Origin of the sequence: Actinotalea sp. C106 (assembly GCF_023630195.1) — a bacterium.
GTDB lineage: Bacteria > Actinomycetota > Actinomycetes > Actinomycetales > Cellulomonadaceae > Actinotalea.
Map to the genome: position 1 here is coordinate 1 of NZ_JALPKN010000060.1, position 14,049 is coordinate 14,049.

Annotated in this window: 14 protein-coding genes and 1 pseudogene; 7 read left to right on the forward strand and 8 right to left on the reverse strand. The window is 71.8% G+C overall.

Annotated features, from left to right (window positions below; genetic code table 11):
* The coding region (locus L0B03_RS06220; RefSeq protein WP_250444888.1) for a tyrosine-type recombinase/integrase at positions 1-794 on the reverse strand (794 nt) is incomplete at its 3' end.
* 2 nt (positions 795-796) lie between these two features.
* Complete coding sequence (locus L0B03_RS06225; RefSeq protein WP_374204893.1) at positions 797-1,804, reverse strand: heme o synthase; 1,008 nt, start codon at positions 1,802-1,804, stop codon at positions 797-799.
* 231 nt (positions 1,805-2,035) lie between these two features.
* On the opposite strand from L0B03_RS06225, the gene tkt reads away from it, so the two are divergent.
* The 7 genes and pseudogenes from tkt to L0B03_RS06255 all read left to right on the forward strand — a co-directional run bounded on the left by tkt (position 2,036) and on the right by L0B03_RS06255 (position 9,431).
* Positions 2,036-4,210, forward strand: coding sequence for a transketolase (tkt, locus tag L0B03_RS06230; protein WP_250444890.1), 2,175 nt, complete (start codon positions 2,036-2,038; stop codon positions 4,208-4,210).
* 73 nt (positions 4,211-4,283) lie between these two features.
* A complete protein-coding gene (gene tal, locus L0B03_RS06235; protein WP_250444892.1) occupies positions 4,284-5,435 on the forward strand; it encodes a transaldolase in 1,152 nt (383 codons plus the stop codon).
* A 40-nt stretch (positions 5,436-5,475) separates the two neighbouring features.
* The gene (gene zwf / locus L0B03_RS06240) at positions 5,476-7,017 is read left to right on the forward strand and encodes a glucose-6-phosphate dehydrogenase (RefSeq protein WP_250444894.1); all 1,542 of its coding nucleotides are present in this window, start codon (positions 5,476-5,478) and stop codon (positions 7,015-7,017) included.
* 40 nt (positions 7,018-7,057) lie between these two features.
* A pseudogene (locus tag L0B03_RS19700) lies at positions 7,058-7,150 on the forward strand (OpcA protein); the annotation flags it as partial.
* Positions 7,151-7,153: 3 nt separating this feature from the next.
* The gene (locus tag L0B03_RS06245; protein WP_374204894.1) at positions 7,154-7,969 is read left to right on the forward strand and encodes a glucose-6-phosphate dehydrogenase assembly protein OpcA; all 816 of its coding nucleotides are present in this window, start codon (positions 7,154-7,156) and stop codon (positions 7,967-7,969) included.
* Positions 7,966-8,718 carry a 6-phosphogluconolactonase gene (gene pgl / locus L0B03_RS06250; protein ID WP_250444897.1) on the forward strand — a complete coding sequence of 251 codons (753 nt, stop codon included), beginning with the start codon at positions 7,966-7,968 and terminating at the stop codon, positions 8,716-8,718. Before L0B03_RS06245 ends, pgl begins: the two co-directional genes overlap by 4 nt.
* Positions 8,719-8,732: 14 nt before the next feature.
* Complete coding sequence (locus L0B03_RS06255) at positions 8,733-9,431, forward strand: O-methyltransferase (protein ID WP_250444899.1); 699 nt, start codon at positions 8,733-8,735, stop codon at positions 9,429-9,431.
* 55 nt (positions 9,432-9,486) lie between these two features.
* Here L0B03_RS06255 and L0B03_RS06260 read toward each other — a convergent pair whose 3' ends face one another.
* The 6 genes from L0B03_RS06260 to whiA form a co-directional block, all read right to left on the reverse strand.
* The gene (locus L0B03_RS06260; RefSeq protein ID WP_208053996.1) at positions 9,487-9,834 is read right to left on the reverse strand and encodes an RNA polymerase-binding protein RbpA; all 348 of its coding nucleotides are present in this window, start codon (positions 9,832-9,834) and stop codon (positions 9,487-9,489) included.
* Positions 9,835-9,849: 15 nt separating this feature from the next.
* Positions 9,850-10,095 (reverse strand): preprotein translocase subunit SecG, encoded by a 246-nt coding sequence (gene secG / locus L0B03_RS06265; RefSeq protein ID WP_250444901.1) that lies wholly within the window; start codon positions 10,093-10,095, stop codon positions 9,850-9,852.
* 172 nt (positions 10,096-10,267) lie between these two features.
* Positions 10,268-11,062 carry a triose-phosphate isomerase gene (gene tpiA, locus L0B03_RS06270; protein ID WP_374204895.1) on the reverse strand — a complete coding sequence of 265 codons (795 nt, stop codon included), beginning with the start codon at positions 11,060-11,062 and terminating at the stop codon, positions 10,268-10,270.
* A complete protein-coding gene (gene pgk, locus L0B03_RS06275) occupies positions 11,059-12,249 on the reverse strand; it encodes a phosphoglycerate kinase (protein WP_250444906.1) in 1,191 nt (396 codons plus the stop codon). Before pgk ends, tpiA begins: the two co-directional genes overlap by 4 nt.
* A 120-nt stretch (positions 12,250-12,369) precedes the next feature.
* Complete coding sequence (gap, locus tag L0B03_RS06280; protein ID WP_250444908.1) at positions 12,370-13,377, reverse strand: type I glyceraldehyde-3-phosphate dehydrogenase; 1,008 nt, start codon at positions 13,375-13,377, stop codon at positions 12,370-12,372.
* Positions 13,378-13,549: 172 nt separating this feature from the next.
* Positions 13,550-14,049, reverse strand: a 500-nt coding sequence (gene whiA, locus L0B03_RS06285) for a DNA-binding protein WhiA (RefSeq protein WP_250444910.1), incomplete at its 5' end; no start/stop codon positions are given.

The following is a 14,049-nucleotide window of genomic DNA, read 5'->3' on the forward strand; positions in this document are numbered from 1 at the left end:
CCCAGCGTGTCCGGGGACACGTCGTCGGCCCCCGGGATCCCCGCGCGCTGGGCCGCCTGGCGCAGCACCGCCCACGCCGTCTGCCGGCTCAGCCGGGCACCCCGGGTGTTGAGGAACAGGGCCGGGCCGCCGCGCCCCGCTCCAGCGAGGGCCGGGCGACCGCGGACCAGGTACGCCTCGACCGCCTCGCAGGCGAAGGAGCCCACGGGCACGACGCGCTCCTTGCTGCCCTTGCCGATCAGGCGGACCGCCCCGGGATCCATCTCGAGGTCGTCGACGTCCAGGCCCACCACCTCGCTGATGCGACCACCCGTCGAGTAGAGGAGCTCGAGCAGGGCCGCGTCCCGCAGCGGGACGGGCCCCTCCCCCTGCGCCGCGGCCTGAAGCACCCGCTCGACGTCATCGGTCGAGATGGCCTTGGGCAGACGCCGCGGCTGAGCGGGCGGCCGCACGACGAGGGAGGGGTCCTGCTCGGCGAGGCCCTCGAGGGCGCAGAACCGGTGCCAGCCGTGGACCGCGGCAAGCATGCGCGCCGTCGAGGAGGCAGCCAGAGGCGCGCCACCGTCCGTCCCGGTGCGCACGGTCGTGAGGAAGGCCCGTACGTCGGACTCCTCGACCTCGTCGGCCGCCGTCCGCCCGCGCGCCTGCAGGTAGGTCCGGTAGCGCTGCAGGTCCCGCCGGTAGGCCGTGAGGGTGTTGCCGGAGAGCCCGCGCTCGACCGCGAGGTGGTCGAGGTAGCCGGCGATGGCCTGGTCGAGCTCAGCCACGACCGCTGACTCGTCCGGGAGGGCCATGGTCAGAGCGGCAGGAACGGGTCGATGCCCACCGCGAGGAACAGCAGGGACAGGTACGTGATCGACGCGTGGAACAGACGCATCTCCCCCAGCCGGACCCCGGGGCGCGGGTGGTGGGCCCGCCGCATCAGCGCGATGGTCGCCCCCAGGAACCACGCCCCGAGGACGACGGCGACCGCGGTGTAGACCCAGGTCATCGAGGCGAGGGGGACCAGCACCAGCGAGCACGCGATCATGGCCAGCGTGTGCGCGACCATCTCGCGGGACACCCGGGCGTCGCTCGCGACGACGGGAAGCATCGGCACCCCCGCGGCGGCGTAGTCACGCCGGAACTTCATCGACAGGGGCCAGTAGTGCGGCGGGGTCCAGAAGAAGATGACGCCGAACAGCGCGACGGGCGCCCAGGCGAGCCCCCCGGTCACCGCCGACCACCCGATCAGGACGGGCATGCAGCCGGCGACACCGCCCCACACGATGTTCTGCGGGGTGCGTCGCTTGAGCAGCATCGTGTAGCCCACGACGTAGAGGACGATCGCGAGCAGGGCGAGGCCCGCTGACACGAGGTTGACCAGCGCTGCGAACCAGACCAGGGAGAACGCGCCCAGCGCGTACCCGAAGACGAGGGCAGCCCGCGGGGTGACCTCCCCCGTGACCAGGGGCCGGCGCTTCGTCCGGTTCATCACCTCGTCGATGTCCCGGTCCAGGTAGCAGTTGAGGACGTTCGCCGCCCCCGCCGCCGCGGCGCCGCCCACGAGGGTCGCCAGGACGAGCCCGACCGAGGGGAACCCGCGCTCGGCGAGCAGCATCGTGGGCAAGGTCGTGACGAGCAGGAGCTCGATGATCCGAGGCTTGGTCAGGGCGACGTAGGCGGCGACCCGCGCCCTCGCGTGGGCCAGCCCGGTCGGGACCGCGACGGGCGAGGGCTCGACCGACCGCGGTGTGCCCCCGACCTCGGCGACGACCCGCGAGGTGGTCGGTCCGTCGGTCGAGGCATGACTGGCTGTGCGCACGGCGAGGCGGCTCCGTTCTGTGGTGGCTCCGACCATGGTACGGCCCCGTCGCCCGGGCCTGACGTCCACCTGTCGGCTCACCGCTCCCGGCGCGCCGGACGCGGGTAGGCTCGTCGTTGGCGTGGCCACCGGCGGAAACCGGTGTCCGGCTCCGGCCAGTCCCGCCGCGGCGACGGCCGGCACGCACCAGGCGACGGCCCGGGCGACCTCCCGGGCAGGAATGAGGTCCACTTGAACGCGTCCGCCCCCACCCCCGACCTCGAGTGGTCGGATCTCGACGCACGCGCGGTCGACACGCTCCGCGTCCTCGCGGCCGACGCGGTCCAGAAGGTCGGCAACGGTCACCCGGGGACCGCGATGAGCCTGGCCCCTGCGGCCTACCTCGTCTTCCAGCGCTTCCTCGCGCACGACCCGCGTGACTCGCACTGGACGGGGCGCGACCGCTTCGTCCTCTCGGCCGGCCACTCGTCGCTGACCCTGTACCTCCAGCTCTTCCTCTCCGGCTACGACGTGTCCCTCGAGGACATCGCGAGCCTGCGGACCTGGGGCTCGAAGACCCCTGGGCACCCCGAGTACCAGCACACCGACGGTGTGGAGATCACGACCGGGCCCCTCGGCCAGGGACTGGCCTCCGCTGTCGGCATGGCGATGGCCGCGCGGCGCGAGCGGGGTCTGCTCGACCCCGACGCCCCCGAGGGCCAGAGCCCCTTCGACCACACCGTGTGGGTCATCGCGAGCGACGGCGACCTCATGGAGGGCGTGACCTCCGAGGCGTCCTCCCTCGCCGGCCACCAGGAGCTCGGCAACCTCGTCGTGATCTACGACGACAACAAGATCTCGATCGAGGACGACACCGACGTGTCGTTCAGCGAGGACGTCCTGGCGCGCTACGAGGCCTACGGCTGGCACACCCAGCGGGTCGACTGGACCGCGGGCCAGGACGGCTACGTCGAGGACGTGCACGCCCTCGCCGGTGCCCTCGCCGCGGCCAAGGCCGAGACCGGCAAGCCGTCGATCGTCTCCCTGCGCACCATCATCGGCTGGCCCGCGCCGAACAAGAAGAACACCGGCGCGATCCACGGCTCGGCCCTCGGCGGGGACGAGCTGTCCGCCGTCAAGGAGCTCCTCGGCTTCGACCCCGAGCAGAGCTTCGCGGTCGCCGACGAGGTGCTGGCCCACGCGCGCAAGGTCGTCGACCGTGGCGCCGAGGCCCACGCCTCCTGGGACGAGAAGTTCTCCGGATGGCGCGCGGCGAACCCCGAGCGCGCCGAGCTCTTCGCCCGCATGGCCGAGCGCCGTCTGCCGGAGGGCTGGACCGACGCCCTCCCCGAGTTCCCCGCAGGCAAGGCCGTCGCGACCCGCGCGGCCTCGGGCAAGGTCCTCACGGCCCTCGCCCCCGTCCTGCCCGAGCTGTGGGGCGGCTCGGCCGACCTCGCGGGGTCCAACAACACCACGATGGACGGTGAGCCCTCGTTCATCCCGGCCCACCGCAGCACCGACAAGTTCACCGGCAACCCCCACGGCCGCACCCTGCACTTCGGGATCCGCGAGCACGCCATGGGGTCGATCCTCAACGGGATCACCCTGCACGGGGGCACCCGGGCCTACGGCGGCACCTTCCTGGTGTTCAGCGACTACATGCGGCCGGCGGTCCGCCTCGCCGCGCTGATGCAGATCCCGGTCACCTTCGTGTGGACCCACGACTCGATCGGCCTCGGCGAGGACGGACCGACCCACCAGCCGATCGAGCACCTCGCCGCGCTGCGCGCGATCCCCGGGCTCGACGTCGTCCGCCCTGCGGACGCCAACGAGGTGTCCTGGGCGTGGCGCACGGTGCTCGAGCGCACGCACCGGCCCGCGGGCCTGGTCCTCACCCGTCAGAACGTGCCCACCTTCGAGCGTGGCACGGGTGACGCCGAGGGCTCGACCCTCGCGGCGGCCTCGGGCACCGCCCGCGGCGCCTACGTCCTCGCCGAGGCTGAGGGCGGAGAGCCGCAGGTCATCATCGTGGCCACCGGGTCCGAGGTCCAGATCGCCCTCGAGGCGCGCACGGCCCTCGCGTCCGAGGGGATCGCGGCGCGCGTCGTCTCGATGCCGTGCCGCGAGTGGTTCGACGACCAGGACGAGGACTACCGCACCGCCGTCCTGCCCCCGGCCGTCCGGGCGCGTGTCTCGATCGAGGCAGGCGTCGCCCAGGGCTGGCGCGAGATCGTCGGCGACGCCGGTCGGATCGTCTCGATCGAGCACTTCGGCGCCTCGGCCGACTACGAGCGGCTCTACACCGAGTTCGGGCTGACCGCCGAGGCCGTGGCCTCCGCGGCCAAGGAGTCCGTCTCGGCCGCGAGCGGCCAGGCCGTCCCGGGCGGTCCGGCCAAGCCGACGTCGGGCGGCACGGCCGACGTCTGACCTGCACGCACCATCCTGCTCCCCGGGCGGCCCGCGACGGCCGCCCGGGGAGGGCGACCCTGAGGAGCCCGAGATGACTGACACCACCCTGCCCACCCCGATCGCCCAGCTGCGCGACGCAGGCGTCGCGATCTGGCTCGACGACCTCTCGCGCGAGCTGCTGCGCGGCGGGGACCTCTCCCGGCTCGTCACCGAGCGCGGCGTGGTCGGCGTGACCACCAACCCCACCATCTTCGCCTCGGCCCTCTCCCAGGGGGACGCCTACGACGACCAGCTCCGCGACCTCGCCGCGGCCGGTACCTCCGTGGACGAGGCGGTCTTCACGATCACCACGGACGACGTCCGCGAGGCCTGCGACGCCCTGGCCGAGGTGCACCGCGCCACGGGTGGACAGGACGGCCGCGTCTCGATCGAGGTCGACCCGGGCCTCGCCCGCGACACCAACCGGACCGTGGAGACGGCCAAGCGGCTGTGGAGCACGGTCGACCGACCGAACCTCTACATCAAGATCCCCGCCACCGTCGAGGGGATCCCCGCGATCCGCGACGTGCTCGGCGAGGGGATCAGCGTCAACGTGACCCTCATCTTCTCCCTCGAACGCTACGCCGCGGTCCTCGACGCCCACCAGGCCGGCCTCGAGGCCGCTCAGGCCGCCGGCAAGGACCTGTCGACCATCGCCTCGGTGGCCTCGTTCTTCGTGTCCCGTGTCGACGGCGCGATCGACCCTCGGCTCGACGAGATCGGGACCCCCGAGGCTGCCGCGCTGCGCGGACGCATCGCGATCGCCAACGCCCGCCTCGCCCACGAGCTCTTCGCCCAGACGGTCGCCGAGCCCCGGTGGCAGGCCCTGGCGGCAGCCGGGGCTCAGCAGCAGCGCCCCCTCTGGGCCTCGACAGGGGTCAAGGACCCTGCCTACCCCGACACCCTGTACGTCGACGAGCTCGTCGCCGCCGGAACGGTCAACACGATGCCGGGCACGACCCTCGAGGCCGTCGCCGACCACGGCGCGGTGCGCGGCGACACCGTGACGGGTAGCTACCAGGACGCCCGCGAGCAGGTCGAGCGCCTCGGCGCCCTGGGCATCGACCTCACCGAGGTCACCACCTCCCTCGAGACCGAGGGGGTCAGCAAGTTCGAGGCGAGCTGGCAGGAGCTCCTCGACACCGTCCGCGACGGGCTCACCGGTGCTGCACCCTCCCCGACCGACCAGGAGCCCGACCAGTGACCCAGCCGAGCACCCCCGCCGCGACCACGGGGCAGGCCCGGTGAGCCCGGCCGAGCTCTCCGAGCACCACAACCCGTTGCGCGACCCGCGCGACCGCCGTCTCCCGCGGATCGCGGGCCCCTGCGGGCTCGTGATCTTCGGTGTGACCGGTGACCTCGCCAAGCGCAAGCTCATGCCGGCGGTGTATGACCTCGCCAACCGCGGTCTCCTGCCCCCAGGGTTCGCGCTCACGGGCTTCGCACGCCGGGAGTGGGACGACCAGGACTTCACCGAGGTGGTGCGCGAGGCGGTCAAGGCCAACGCACGCACGACCTTCCGGGACAGCACCTGGGACCAGCTCGCCGAGGGCATCCGCTTCGTCCAGGGAGAGTTCGACGACGACGACGCCTTCGACCGTCTGAGCCGCACGGTCGCCGATCTCGACGCCGAGCGGGGCACCGGCGGGAACCACGCCTTCTACCTCTCGGTCCCGCCCGGGTCCTTCCCCCTCGTCTGCCGCCAGCTGGCCCGCTCAGGCCTCTCGGACCAGCGCGAGGACGCCTGGCGCCGGGTCGTCATCGAGAAGCCCTTCGGTCACGACCTCACCAGCGCCCGTGAGCTCAACGACGTGGTCTCGGAGGTGTTCAGCCCCGAGTCGGTCTTCCGCATCGACCACTACCTGGGCAAGGAAACCGTCCAGAACATGCTGGCGCTGCGGTTCGCCAACCAGCTGTTCGAGCCGATCTGGAACGCGAACTACGTCGACCACGTGCAGATCACCATGGCCGAGGACATCGGGATCGGCGGCCGGGCCGGCTACTACGACGGCATCGGTGCAGCGCGGGACGTCATCCAGAACCACCTGCTGCAGCTGCTGGCTCTCACCGCGATGGAGGAGCCGGTCTCCTTCGAGGCCGACGACCTGCGGGCCGAGAAGGAGAAGGTCCTCTCGGCCGTCCGCCTCCCCAAGGACCTCGGTGTGCACACCGCACGGGGGCAGTACGAGGCGGGCTGGCAGGGTGGCGAAGAGGTCGAGGGGTACCTCGACGAGGCCGGGATCGCCCCGGAGTCGATCACCGAGACCTATGCCGCGATCCGCCTCGACATCGACACGCGCCGCTGGGCAGGTGTGCCGTTCTACCTGCGGGCGGGCAAGCGTCTCGGGCGTCGCGTGACGGAGATCGCCGTGGTGTTCAAGCGTGCGCCGCACCTCCCGTTCGAGTCCACGGCCACCGAGGAGCTCGGCAAGAACGCCCTCGTCATCCGCGTCCAGCCCGACGAGGGGGTGACGATCCGCTTCGGCTCCAAGGTGCCCGGTACTGCCATGGAGGTCCGGGACGTCACCATGGACTTCGGCTACGGGCACGCGTTCACCGAGACCTCGCCCGAGGCCTACGAACGGCTGATCCTGGACGTGCTGCTGGGTGACCCGCCGCTCTTCCCCCGGCACGAGGAGGTCGAGCTCTCGTGGAAGATCCTCGACCCGATCACCGCGTTCTGGGCCGAGCAGGGCCAGCCCGAGGCGTACCGGTCAGGCACCTGGGGGCCGGACTCGGCTGACGAGATGATGGCCCGCGACGGCCGGTCGTGGCGGCGACCATGACCACGCCCGTCACCGCTCCGGAGGGGACCCGATGATCACCGACCTGCCCGACACCTCGACAGCCGCCGTGGCCAAGGCTCTCGTCCGTCTGCGCGACGAGGGCGGCGCAGTCGCCCTGGGCCGCGTGCTGACCCTCGTGATCGACGCCTCGGCCTCCGACGTCGAGAGTGCCGTCGAGGCTGCGAACATCGCGAGCCGTGAGCACCCCTGCCGGGTGATCGTCCTCGCCCGCGACGAGGGGCGCGAGACCGCCCGCCTCGACGCGCAGATCCGGGTGGGCGGTGACGCCGGCGCGAGCGAGGTCGTCGTGCTGACCGCCTCGGGGGAGATGCTCGAGCACTCCGACACCCTCGTCATGCCGCTGCTGCTCCCCGACGCCCCGATCGTCGTGTGGTGGCCCCAGGAGGTGCCCTCGGCGCCGGCCGAGCACCCCATCGGGTCGATGGCCCAGCGGCGGATCACCGACTCGGTCTCGTGCTCGGACACCGTGGCAGCCCTGCACCGGCTCCGCGACGGGCACACCGCAGGGAACACCGACCTCGCCTGGACCCGCATCACGCCCTGGCGCGGGCTGCTGGCCGCGGCCCTGGACCAGCCTCCCTACGAGGCCGTGACCTCGATCGAGGTGCACGGCGAGGGCACGCACCCCTCGGTGCCCCTGCTGGCCGCGTGGCTCGGGATGATGCTCGAGTCCCCCGTCGACCTGCACCGCGAGCACGGGGTCAAGGGCGTGACCCGGGTGGTGCTGCACCGCGCCTCCGGGCCCATCGTGATCGACCGTCCGGACGGCCGGGTGGCGATCCTCAACCAGCCGGGGCAACCGGAGCGCAGGGCCGCGCTGCCCTTGCGGCCGCTGACCGACTGCCTGGCTGAGGAGCTCCGCCGGCTCGACCCCGACGTGGTCTACGGGGAGGTCCTCGCTCAGGGCCTCGCCCTGCTGGAGGAAGCATGAGCACCCGGACCGTCGTCGTCCATCCCGACGCCGAGACCCTCGCCGAGGCCACTGCTGCGCGCCTGCTGCTGCACCTGCTCGACGCCCAGTCGACCCACCGGCCGTTGCACGTGGGGCTCACCGGGGGCACGGTCGGGATCAAGACCCTGGCGCGGATCGCCGAGGCGCCCCTGCGCCACGCCGTCGACTGGACGGGCGTGCACCTGTGGTGGGGCGACGAGCGCTTCCTGCCCGCAGGGGACCCTGACCGCAACGAGACCCAGGCGCGGCACGCCCTGCTCGACGCGCTCCCGGTGCCCGAGGAGAACATCCACGCGGTGCTCTCGTCGGACGCTGCGGCGAGCCCCGAGGAGGCCGCGCGGTCCTACGCCGAGGAGCTTGCGCACCATGCCCCACCCGGGACGAGCGACGACCCGGGCCCCGCAGTGCCCCGCTTCGACGTCCTGCTCCTGGGCATGGGTCCCGACGGGCACGTCGCCTCCCTCTTCCCCGAGCACGAGGCCCTCGAGGTCACCGAGACGACCACCGTGGGGGTGCACGGCTCCCCCAAGCCACCCCCGAAGCGCGTGAGCCTCACCTTCCCCGCGATCGTGGCTGCCGAGGAGGTGTGGCTCGTCGTCGGAGGGGCCGACAAGGCACCCGCCGCGGCTCGGGCCCTGGCCGGGGAAGCCGTGGGGACCACCCCCGCCGCTGGCGCCCTGGGCCGCCGTCGGACCCTGTGGCTCATGGACGTCGCGGCCGCAGGCTGATCGGGAGGACCAGCATGGACCCGACGACGTGGGCAGCGGTCGACGACTACCTCGCCCCCCTGACGCACGAGGACAAGATTCTGCGGGCCGCCAACGCGCGCGCACAGGAGGCAGGCCTCCCGCCGATCCAGGTGTCCGCCACGCAGGGCCGGATGCTGCAGCTCCTCGGGCAGATCCACGGCGCGCGCCGCGCCCTGGAGATCGGCACCCTGGCCGGGTACAGCACGATCTGGCTGGCCCGCGGGTTGTCCGGGCCGCAGCCGCACCTCACGACCCTGGAGCGGGACCCCCACCACGCGGAGGTCGCCCGGGGCAACATCGCCATGGCGGGTCTCGACCACGTGGTCGAGGTCCGTGTCGGTGCGGCGGCGGCGACGCTCGCCGAGCTCGAGGCCTCCGGCACCGAGCCCTTCGACCTGGTCTTCATCGACGCGGACAAGCCGTCCAACACCCGCTACCTCGAGGCCGCCCTGCGCCTGGTGCGACCAGGTGCGGTCATCGTGGTGGACAACGTGGTCCGCCAGGGAGCCCTCGCCGACGCCGAGAGCACCGACGAGCGGGTGCGCGGCAGCCGTGAGGTCGTCGAGCGCGTCGCCACCGACCCCCGGCTCAGCGCGACCGTCCTGCAGACCGTCGGCAGCAAAGGCTACGACGGCTTCATGCTGGTCCGCGTCAACAGTGACGAGACGTCAGCAGCCTTGCCCGGTCGCTGAGGCGCGCAGGTCGCTGAGGCCCGCGGGCTCGAGGACGTCCTGAGGCCCTCGGGCTCTAGGAGCCGCGTCGCGCGCGCAGTGCCGCGAGGGCCTCGTCGAGGATCGCCTGACCGTCCTCGTCGCTACGCCGCTCCTTCACGTAGGCGAGGTGCGTCTTGTACGGCTCGTTGCGCGTGCGAGACGGCGGGTTCGCCTTGTCCTGACCGGCGGGGAAGCCGCAGCGCGGGCAGTCCCAGGTCTCGGGGGCCTCGGCGTTGGCCTCCTGGGAGAAGCTCGGCTTCGTCTCGTGCCCGTTGGCGCACCAGTAGGACACCCAGAACCGCGGTGCGGAGTCCCCTCGCTCGGCTTCGCCCATGGGACCAGCCCCGACACGGGACCCTCGGATTGCACTTCCGCTCGCCATGGTGAACCTCCGTTGTCAGGCGCTGACGCGCTGGATCAGGCCCAGCAGGACGATGACGACGGCCCAGAGCACTGCCAGGCCGATCGTGATGCGGTTGAGGTTGCGCTCGGCCACCCCGGAGCTGCTGGCGTTGCTCGTGACACCACCGCCGAACATGTCCGAGAGCCCGCCGCCCTTGCCCTTGTGCAGGAGCACGAGGAGGACGACGAGGAAGCTGGTCAGGACCAGCAGGATCTGCAGGATGATGCGCAGTGCGTCCACGTGCTCGTACGTCCTTACTCGACTCGCGTGCCAGGCGCCGGCGGGCGCCCGGTCAAGGATAGGCGACAGGGGTGTGATCCGACGAACACGCCACCCTGCGGAAGCCACCGAGGTGCGCCAGCGCCCTCACGGGAACCGGCGCACCTCGACGGTCTGGCAGGACCGCAGACCGTTACAGGCCCACCTGGTGGGACTGGTAGCGGGCGATCTTGGCGAACTCCTCGGGGTCCAGGCTCGCGCCGCCGACCAGAGCCCCGTCGACGTCGGGCTGGCTCATGATCGACGCGACGTTGCCGGACTTGACCGAACCGCCGTAGAGGACGCGGACGCCGTCGGCGAGCTCGGCGTCGTAGAGCTCTGCCAGCTTCTGCCGGATGGCGCCGCACACCTCCTGGGCGTCCTCGGGGGTCGCGACCTCACCGGTGCCGATGGCCCACACGGGCTCGTAGGCGATGACGACCTGGGCGGCGTGCTCGCGGGAGAGGCCCGCGAGGCCTCCTTCGAGCTGCGCGAGGGTGTAGGCGACCTGCTCCCCCGCCTTGCGGACGTCGAGGCCCTCGCCCACGCAGAGGATCGGGACGATCCCCTGGCCGAAGGCCGAGGCGACCTTGGCCGCGCAGAGGGCGTCGTCCTCGCTGTGGTACTGGCGACGCTCGGAGTGCCCGACCGCGACGTAGGTGACGCCGAGCTTGGCGAGCATGACGGGAGAGATCTCCCCGGTGTACGCCCCCTCGGTGTGCGCCGAGACGTCCTGAGCACCGTAGGAGAGCTCGAGCTTGTCGGCGTCCACGAGGGTCTGGACCGAGCGCAGGTCCGTGAACGGGACCAGCACGCTGACCTCGACCGCGGAGTAGTCGTGCTTGGCGTCCTTCAGGGTCCAGGCGAGCTTCTGGACCAGATGGGTGGCCTGGTGGTGGTCCAGGTTCATCTTCCAGTTGCCGGCCATGAGCGGTGTGCGTGCCATCAGTCCTCCAGAACTGCGATGCCGGGAAGGGTCTTGCCCTCGAGCAGCTCGAGGCTCGCGCCACCGCCGGTCGAGATGTGGCCGAAGCCGGCCTCGTCGAAGCCGAGCTTGCGGACGGCGGCGGCGGAGTCGCCACCGCCGACGATCGAGAAGCCGTCGGTGTCGACCAGGGCCTGAGCCACCGCGCGGGTGCCCTCGGCGAACGCGGGGAACTCGAAGACCCCCATGGGGCCGTTCCACGCGATGGTCTTCGCGGCGAGGATCGCCTCACGGAAGAGGTCGCCCGACCGCGGGCCGATGTCCAGGCCGATCTTCCCCGCGGGGATCGCGTCGGCGTCGACCGTCTCGTGCGGCGCGTCGGCGGCGAAGGAGTCGGCGGCGATGATGTCCACCGGGAGGACGATCTCGACGCCGGACTCGGCGGCCTGGGCGAGGTAGCCCTTGACCGCCTCGACCTGGTCCTCCTCGAGCAGCGAGGAGCCGACCTCGTGACCCTGGGCCTTGAGGAAGGTGAAGACCATGCCGCCGCCGATGAGCAGCTTGTCGGCCTTGGTCAGCAGGTTCGCGATGACACCGAGCTTGTCGGAGACCTTGGACCCGCCGAGCACCACCACGTAGGGACGCTCGGGGTCCTCGACGGCCTTGCGCAGAGCCTGGACCTCGGCGAGGACGAGGGATCCGGCAGCGTGCGGGAGCCTCTGCGCGACGTCGTAGACCGAGGCCTGCTTGCGGTGCACCACGCCGAAGCCGTCCGAGACGAAGGCGTCGGCCAGGGCTGCCAGCTCGTCGGCCAGCTCGCCGCGGACGGCGTCGTCCTTCGAGGTCTCGCGTGCGTCGAAGCGGATGTTCTCGAGGAGGGCGATCTGCCCGTCCTCGAGGGCCGCGACCGTCGCCCTGGCGGAGTCGCCGACCACGTCCTGCGCGAGCGGGACCGGCTGGCCCAGGAGCTCGGAGAGCCGGGCCGCCACCGGGGCGAGGGAGTACTTGTCCTCGGGCGCACCCTTGGGGCGCCCGAGGTGGGCGGTCACGACCACACGGGCGCCCGCCTCGAGAAGGGCCGAGAGCGTGGGCAGCGCGGCGCGGATCCGGCCGTCGTCGGTGATGGTGGTGCCGTCCAGGGGGACGTTGAAGTCGGAGCGGACGAGCACGCGCTTGCCGCGCAGGTCGCCCAGGTCGTCGATGGTCTTCATGTGCCTTCCTCAGGTCTGGTCAGGGGTCAGACGCGACGACGTCCGCGTGCGCCGCAGGCCCGGAGGCTGCGGCGCACGCGGACGTCGGTCATCGAGCTGTGCTCGTCGGACGTGCCTCGCTCAGAGACGCTCACCGATGTAGGTGGTGAGCTTGACGAGGGTGTTCGAGTAGCCCCACTCGTTGTCGTACCAGGAGACGACCTTCACCTGGTCGCCGATGACCTTGGTCAGGCCGGCGTCGAAGATGCTCGAGGCCGGGTTCCCGACGATGTCGCTCGAGACGATCGGGTCCTCGGTGTAGACGAGGATGCCCTTGAGCGCCTCGGTCTCGGCAGCGGCCTTGATCGCCGCGTTGACCTCGGCGACCGTGACCTCACGGGAAGCCGTGAAGGTCAGGTCCGTCGCCGAACCGGTCGGGGTCGGGACGCGCATGGCGTAGCCGTCGAGCTTGCCCTTGAGCTGCGGGAGCACGAGGGACACGGCCTTGGCGGCACCCGTCGAGGTCGGGACCATGTTGATGGCCGCTGCGCGCGCACGGCGCAGGTCCTTGTGCGGGCCGTCCTGCAGGTTCTGGTCGGCCGTGTACGCGTGGATGGTCGTCATGAGACCGCGGACGATGCCGAACTCGTCGTCCAGGACCTTGGCCATCGGGGCGAGGCAGTTGGTCGTGCACGAGGCGTTCGAGACCACGTTGTGGTTCTGGGCGTCGTACGAGGTGTGGTTCACACCGACGACGAAGTCGGCGTCCACGTTGCTGCCGGGGGCCGAGATGATGACCTTCTTCGCGCCGGCCTCGATGTGCGCCTTGGCCTTGGTGCCGTCGGTGAAGAAGCCCGTGGACTCGATGACCACGTCGGCGCCCAGCTCGCCCCAGGGGAGCTTGGCGGGGTCGCGCTCGGCGAGGGCCTTGAAGGTCGAGGACCCGACGGTGAGGGTGTCCTCGGTGTAGGAGACGTCCTGCGACAGGACCCCCATCACCGAGTCGTACTTGAGCAGGTGCGCGAGGGTCTTGGTGTCCGTCAGGTCGTTGACACCGACGATCTCGATGTCAGCGCCCGACTCAACAACAGCGCGGAAGAAGTTACGTCCGATACGGCCGAAGCCGTTAATACCGACGCGGATGGTCACAATGCCTCCTCGTGGCGCGCCGGTATCGCCGACACGCTCATGTGGTCACTTGACGTTGCGTACGGCGCTGTACGCGCCTGGTCGGACCGCAACTTCTCGATCCCCAGATATGACCCAGGTTACACGCCTGACACATGCCGCGCAGGGACGTCCGTCCCGGACGACGAGGTCCTCAGACGTCGAGCATGTCGGCCGTCAGGCCGGCCTCGGTGTCCGGGATGCCGAGCTCCTGCGCCCGCTTGTCGGCGGTGGCCAGCAGCCGTCGGATCCGCCCCGCGACGGCGTCCTTGGTGAGGGGCGGGACGGCGAGCTGGCCGAGCTCCTCGAGCGAGGCCTGCTTGTGGGCGAGCCTGAGCTCTCCCGCCTCGCGCAGGTGCTCGGGAAGGTCCTCGCCGAGGATCTCGAAGGCCCGCTCGACCCGCGCGCCGGCCGCCACCGCCGCCCGCGCCGAACGGCGGAGGTTCGCGTCGTCGAAGTTCGCGAGCCGGTTGGCGGTCCCGCGGACCTCGCGCCGCATCCGGCGCTCCTCCCAGACCATGACGGCGTCGTGCGCGCCGAGCCTCGTGAGCATCGCGCCGATAGCGTCGCCGTCACGGATCACCACGCGGTCCACGCCGCGGACCTCGCGGGCCTTGGCCGCGATGCCGAGCCGCCGGGCGGCGCCGACCAGGG

Coding starts and splice junctions, on each gene's coding strand:
- pgl (WP_250444897.1), top strand. CDS start 7,966: ATGAGCACCCGGACCGTCGTCGTCCATCCCGACGCCGAGACCCTCGCC.
- tal (WP_250444892.1), top strand. CDS start 4,284: ATGACTGACACCACCCTGCCCACCCCGATCGCCCAGCTGCGCGACGCA.
- pgk (WP_250444906.1), bottom strand. CDS start 12,249: ATGAAGACCATCGACGACCTGGGCGACCTGCGCGGCAAGCGCGTGCTC.
- L0B03_RS06255 (WP_250444899.1), top strand. CDS start 8,733: ATGGACCCGACGACGTGGGCAGCGGTCGACGACTACCTCGCCCCCCTG.
- L0B03_RS06260 (WP_208053996.1), bottom strand. CDS start 9,834: ATGGCGAGCGGAAGTGCAATCCGAGGGTCCCGTGTCGGGGCTGGTCCC.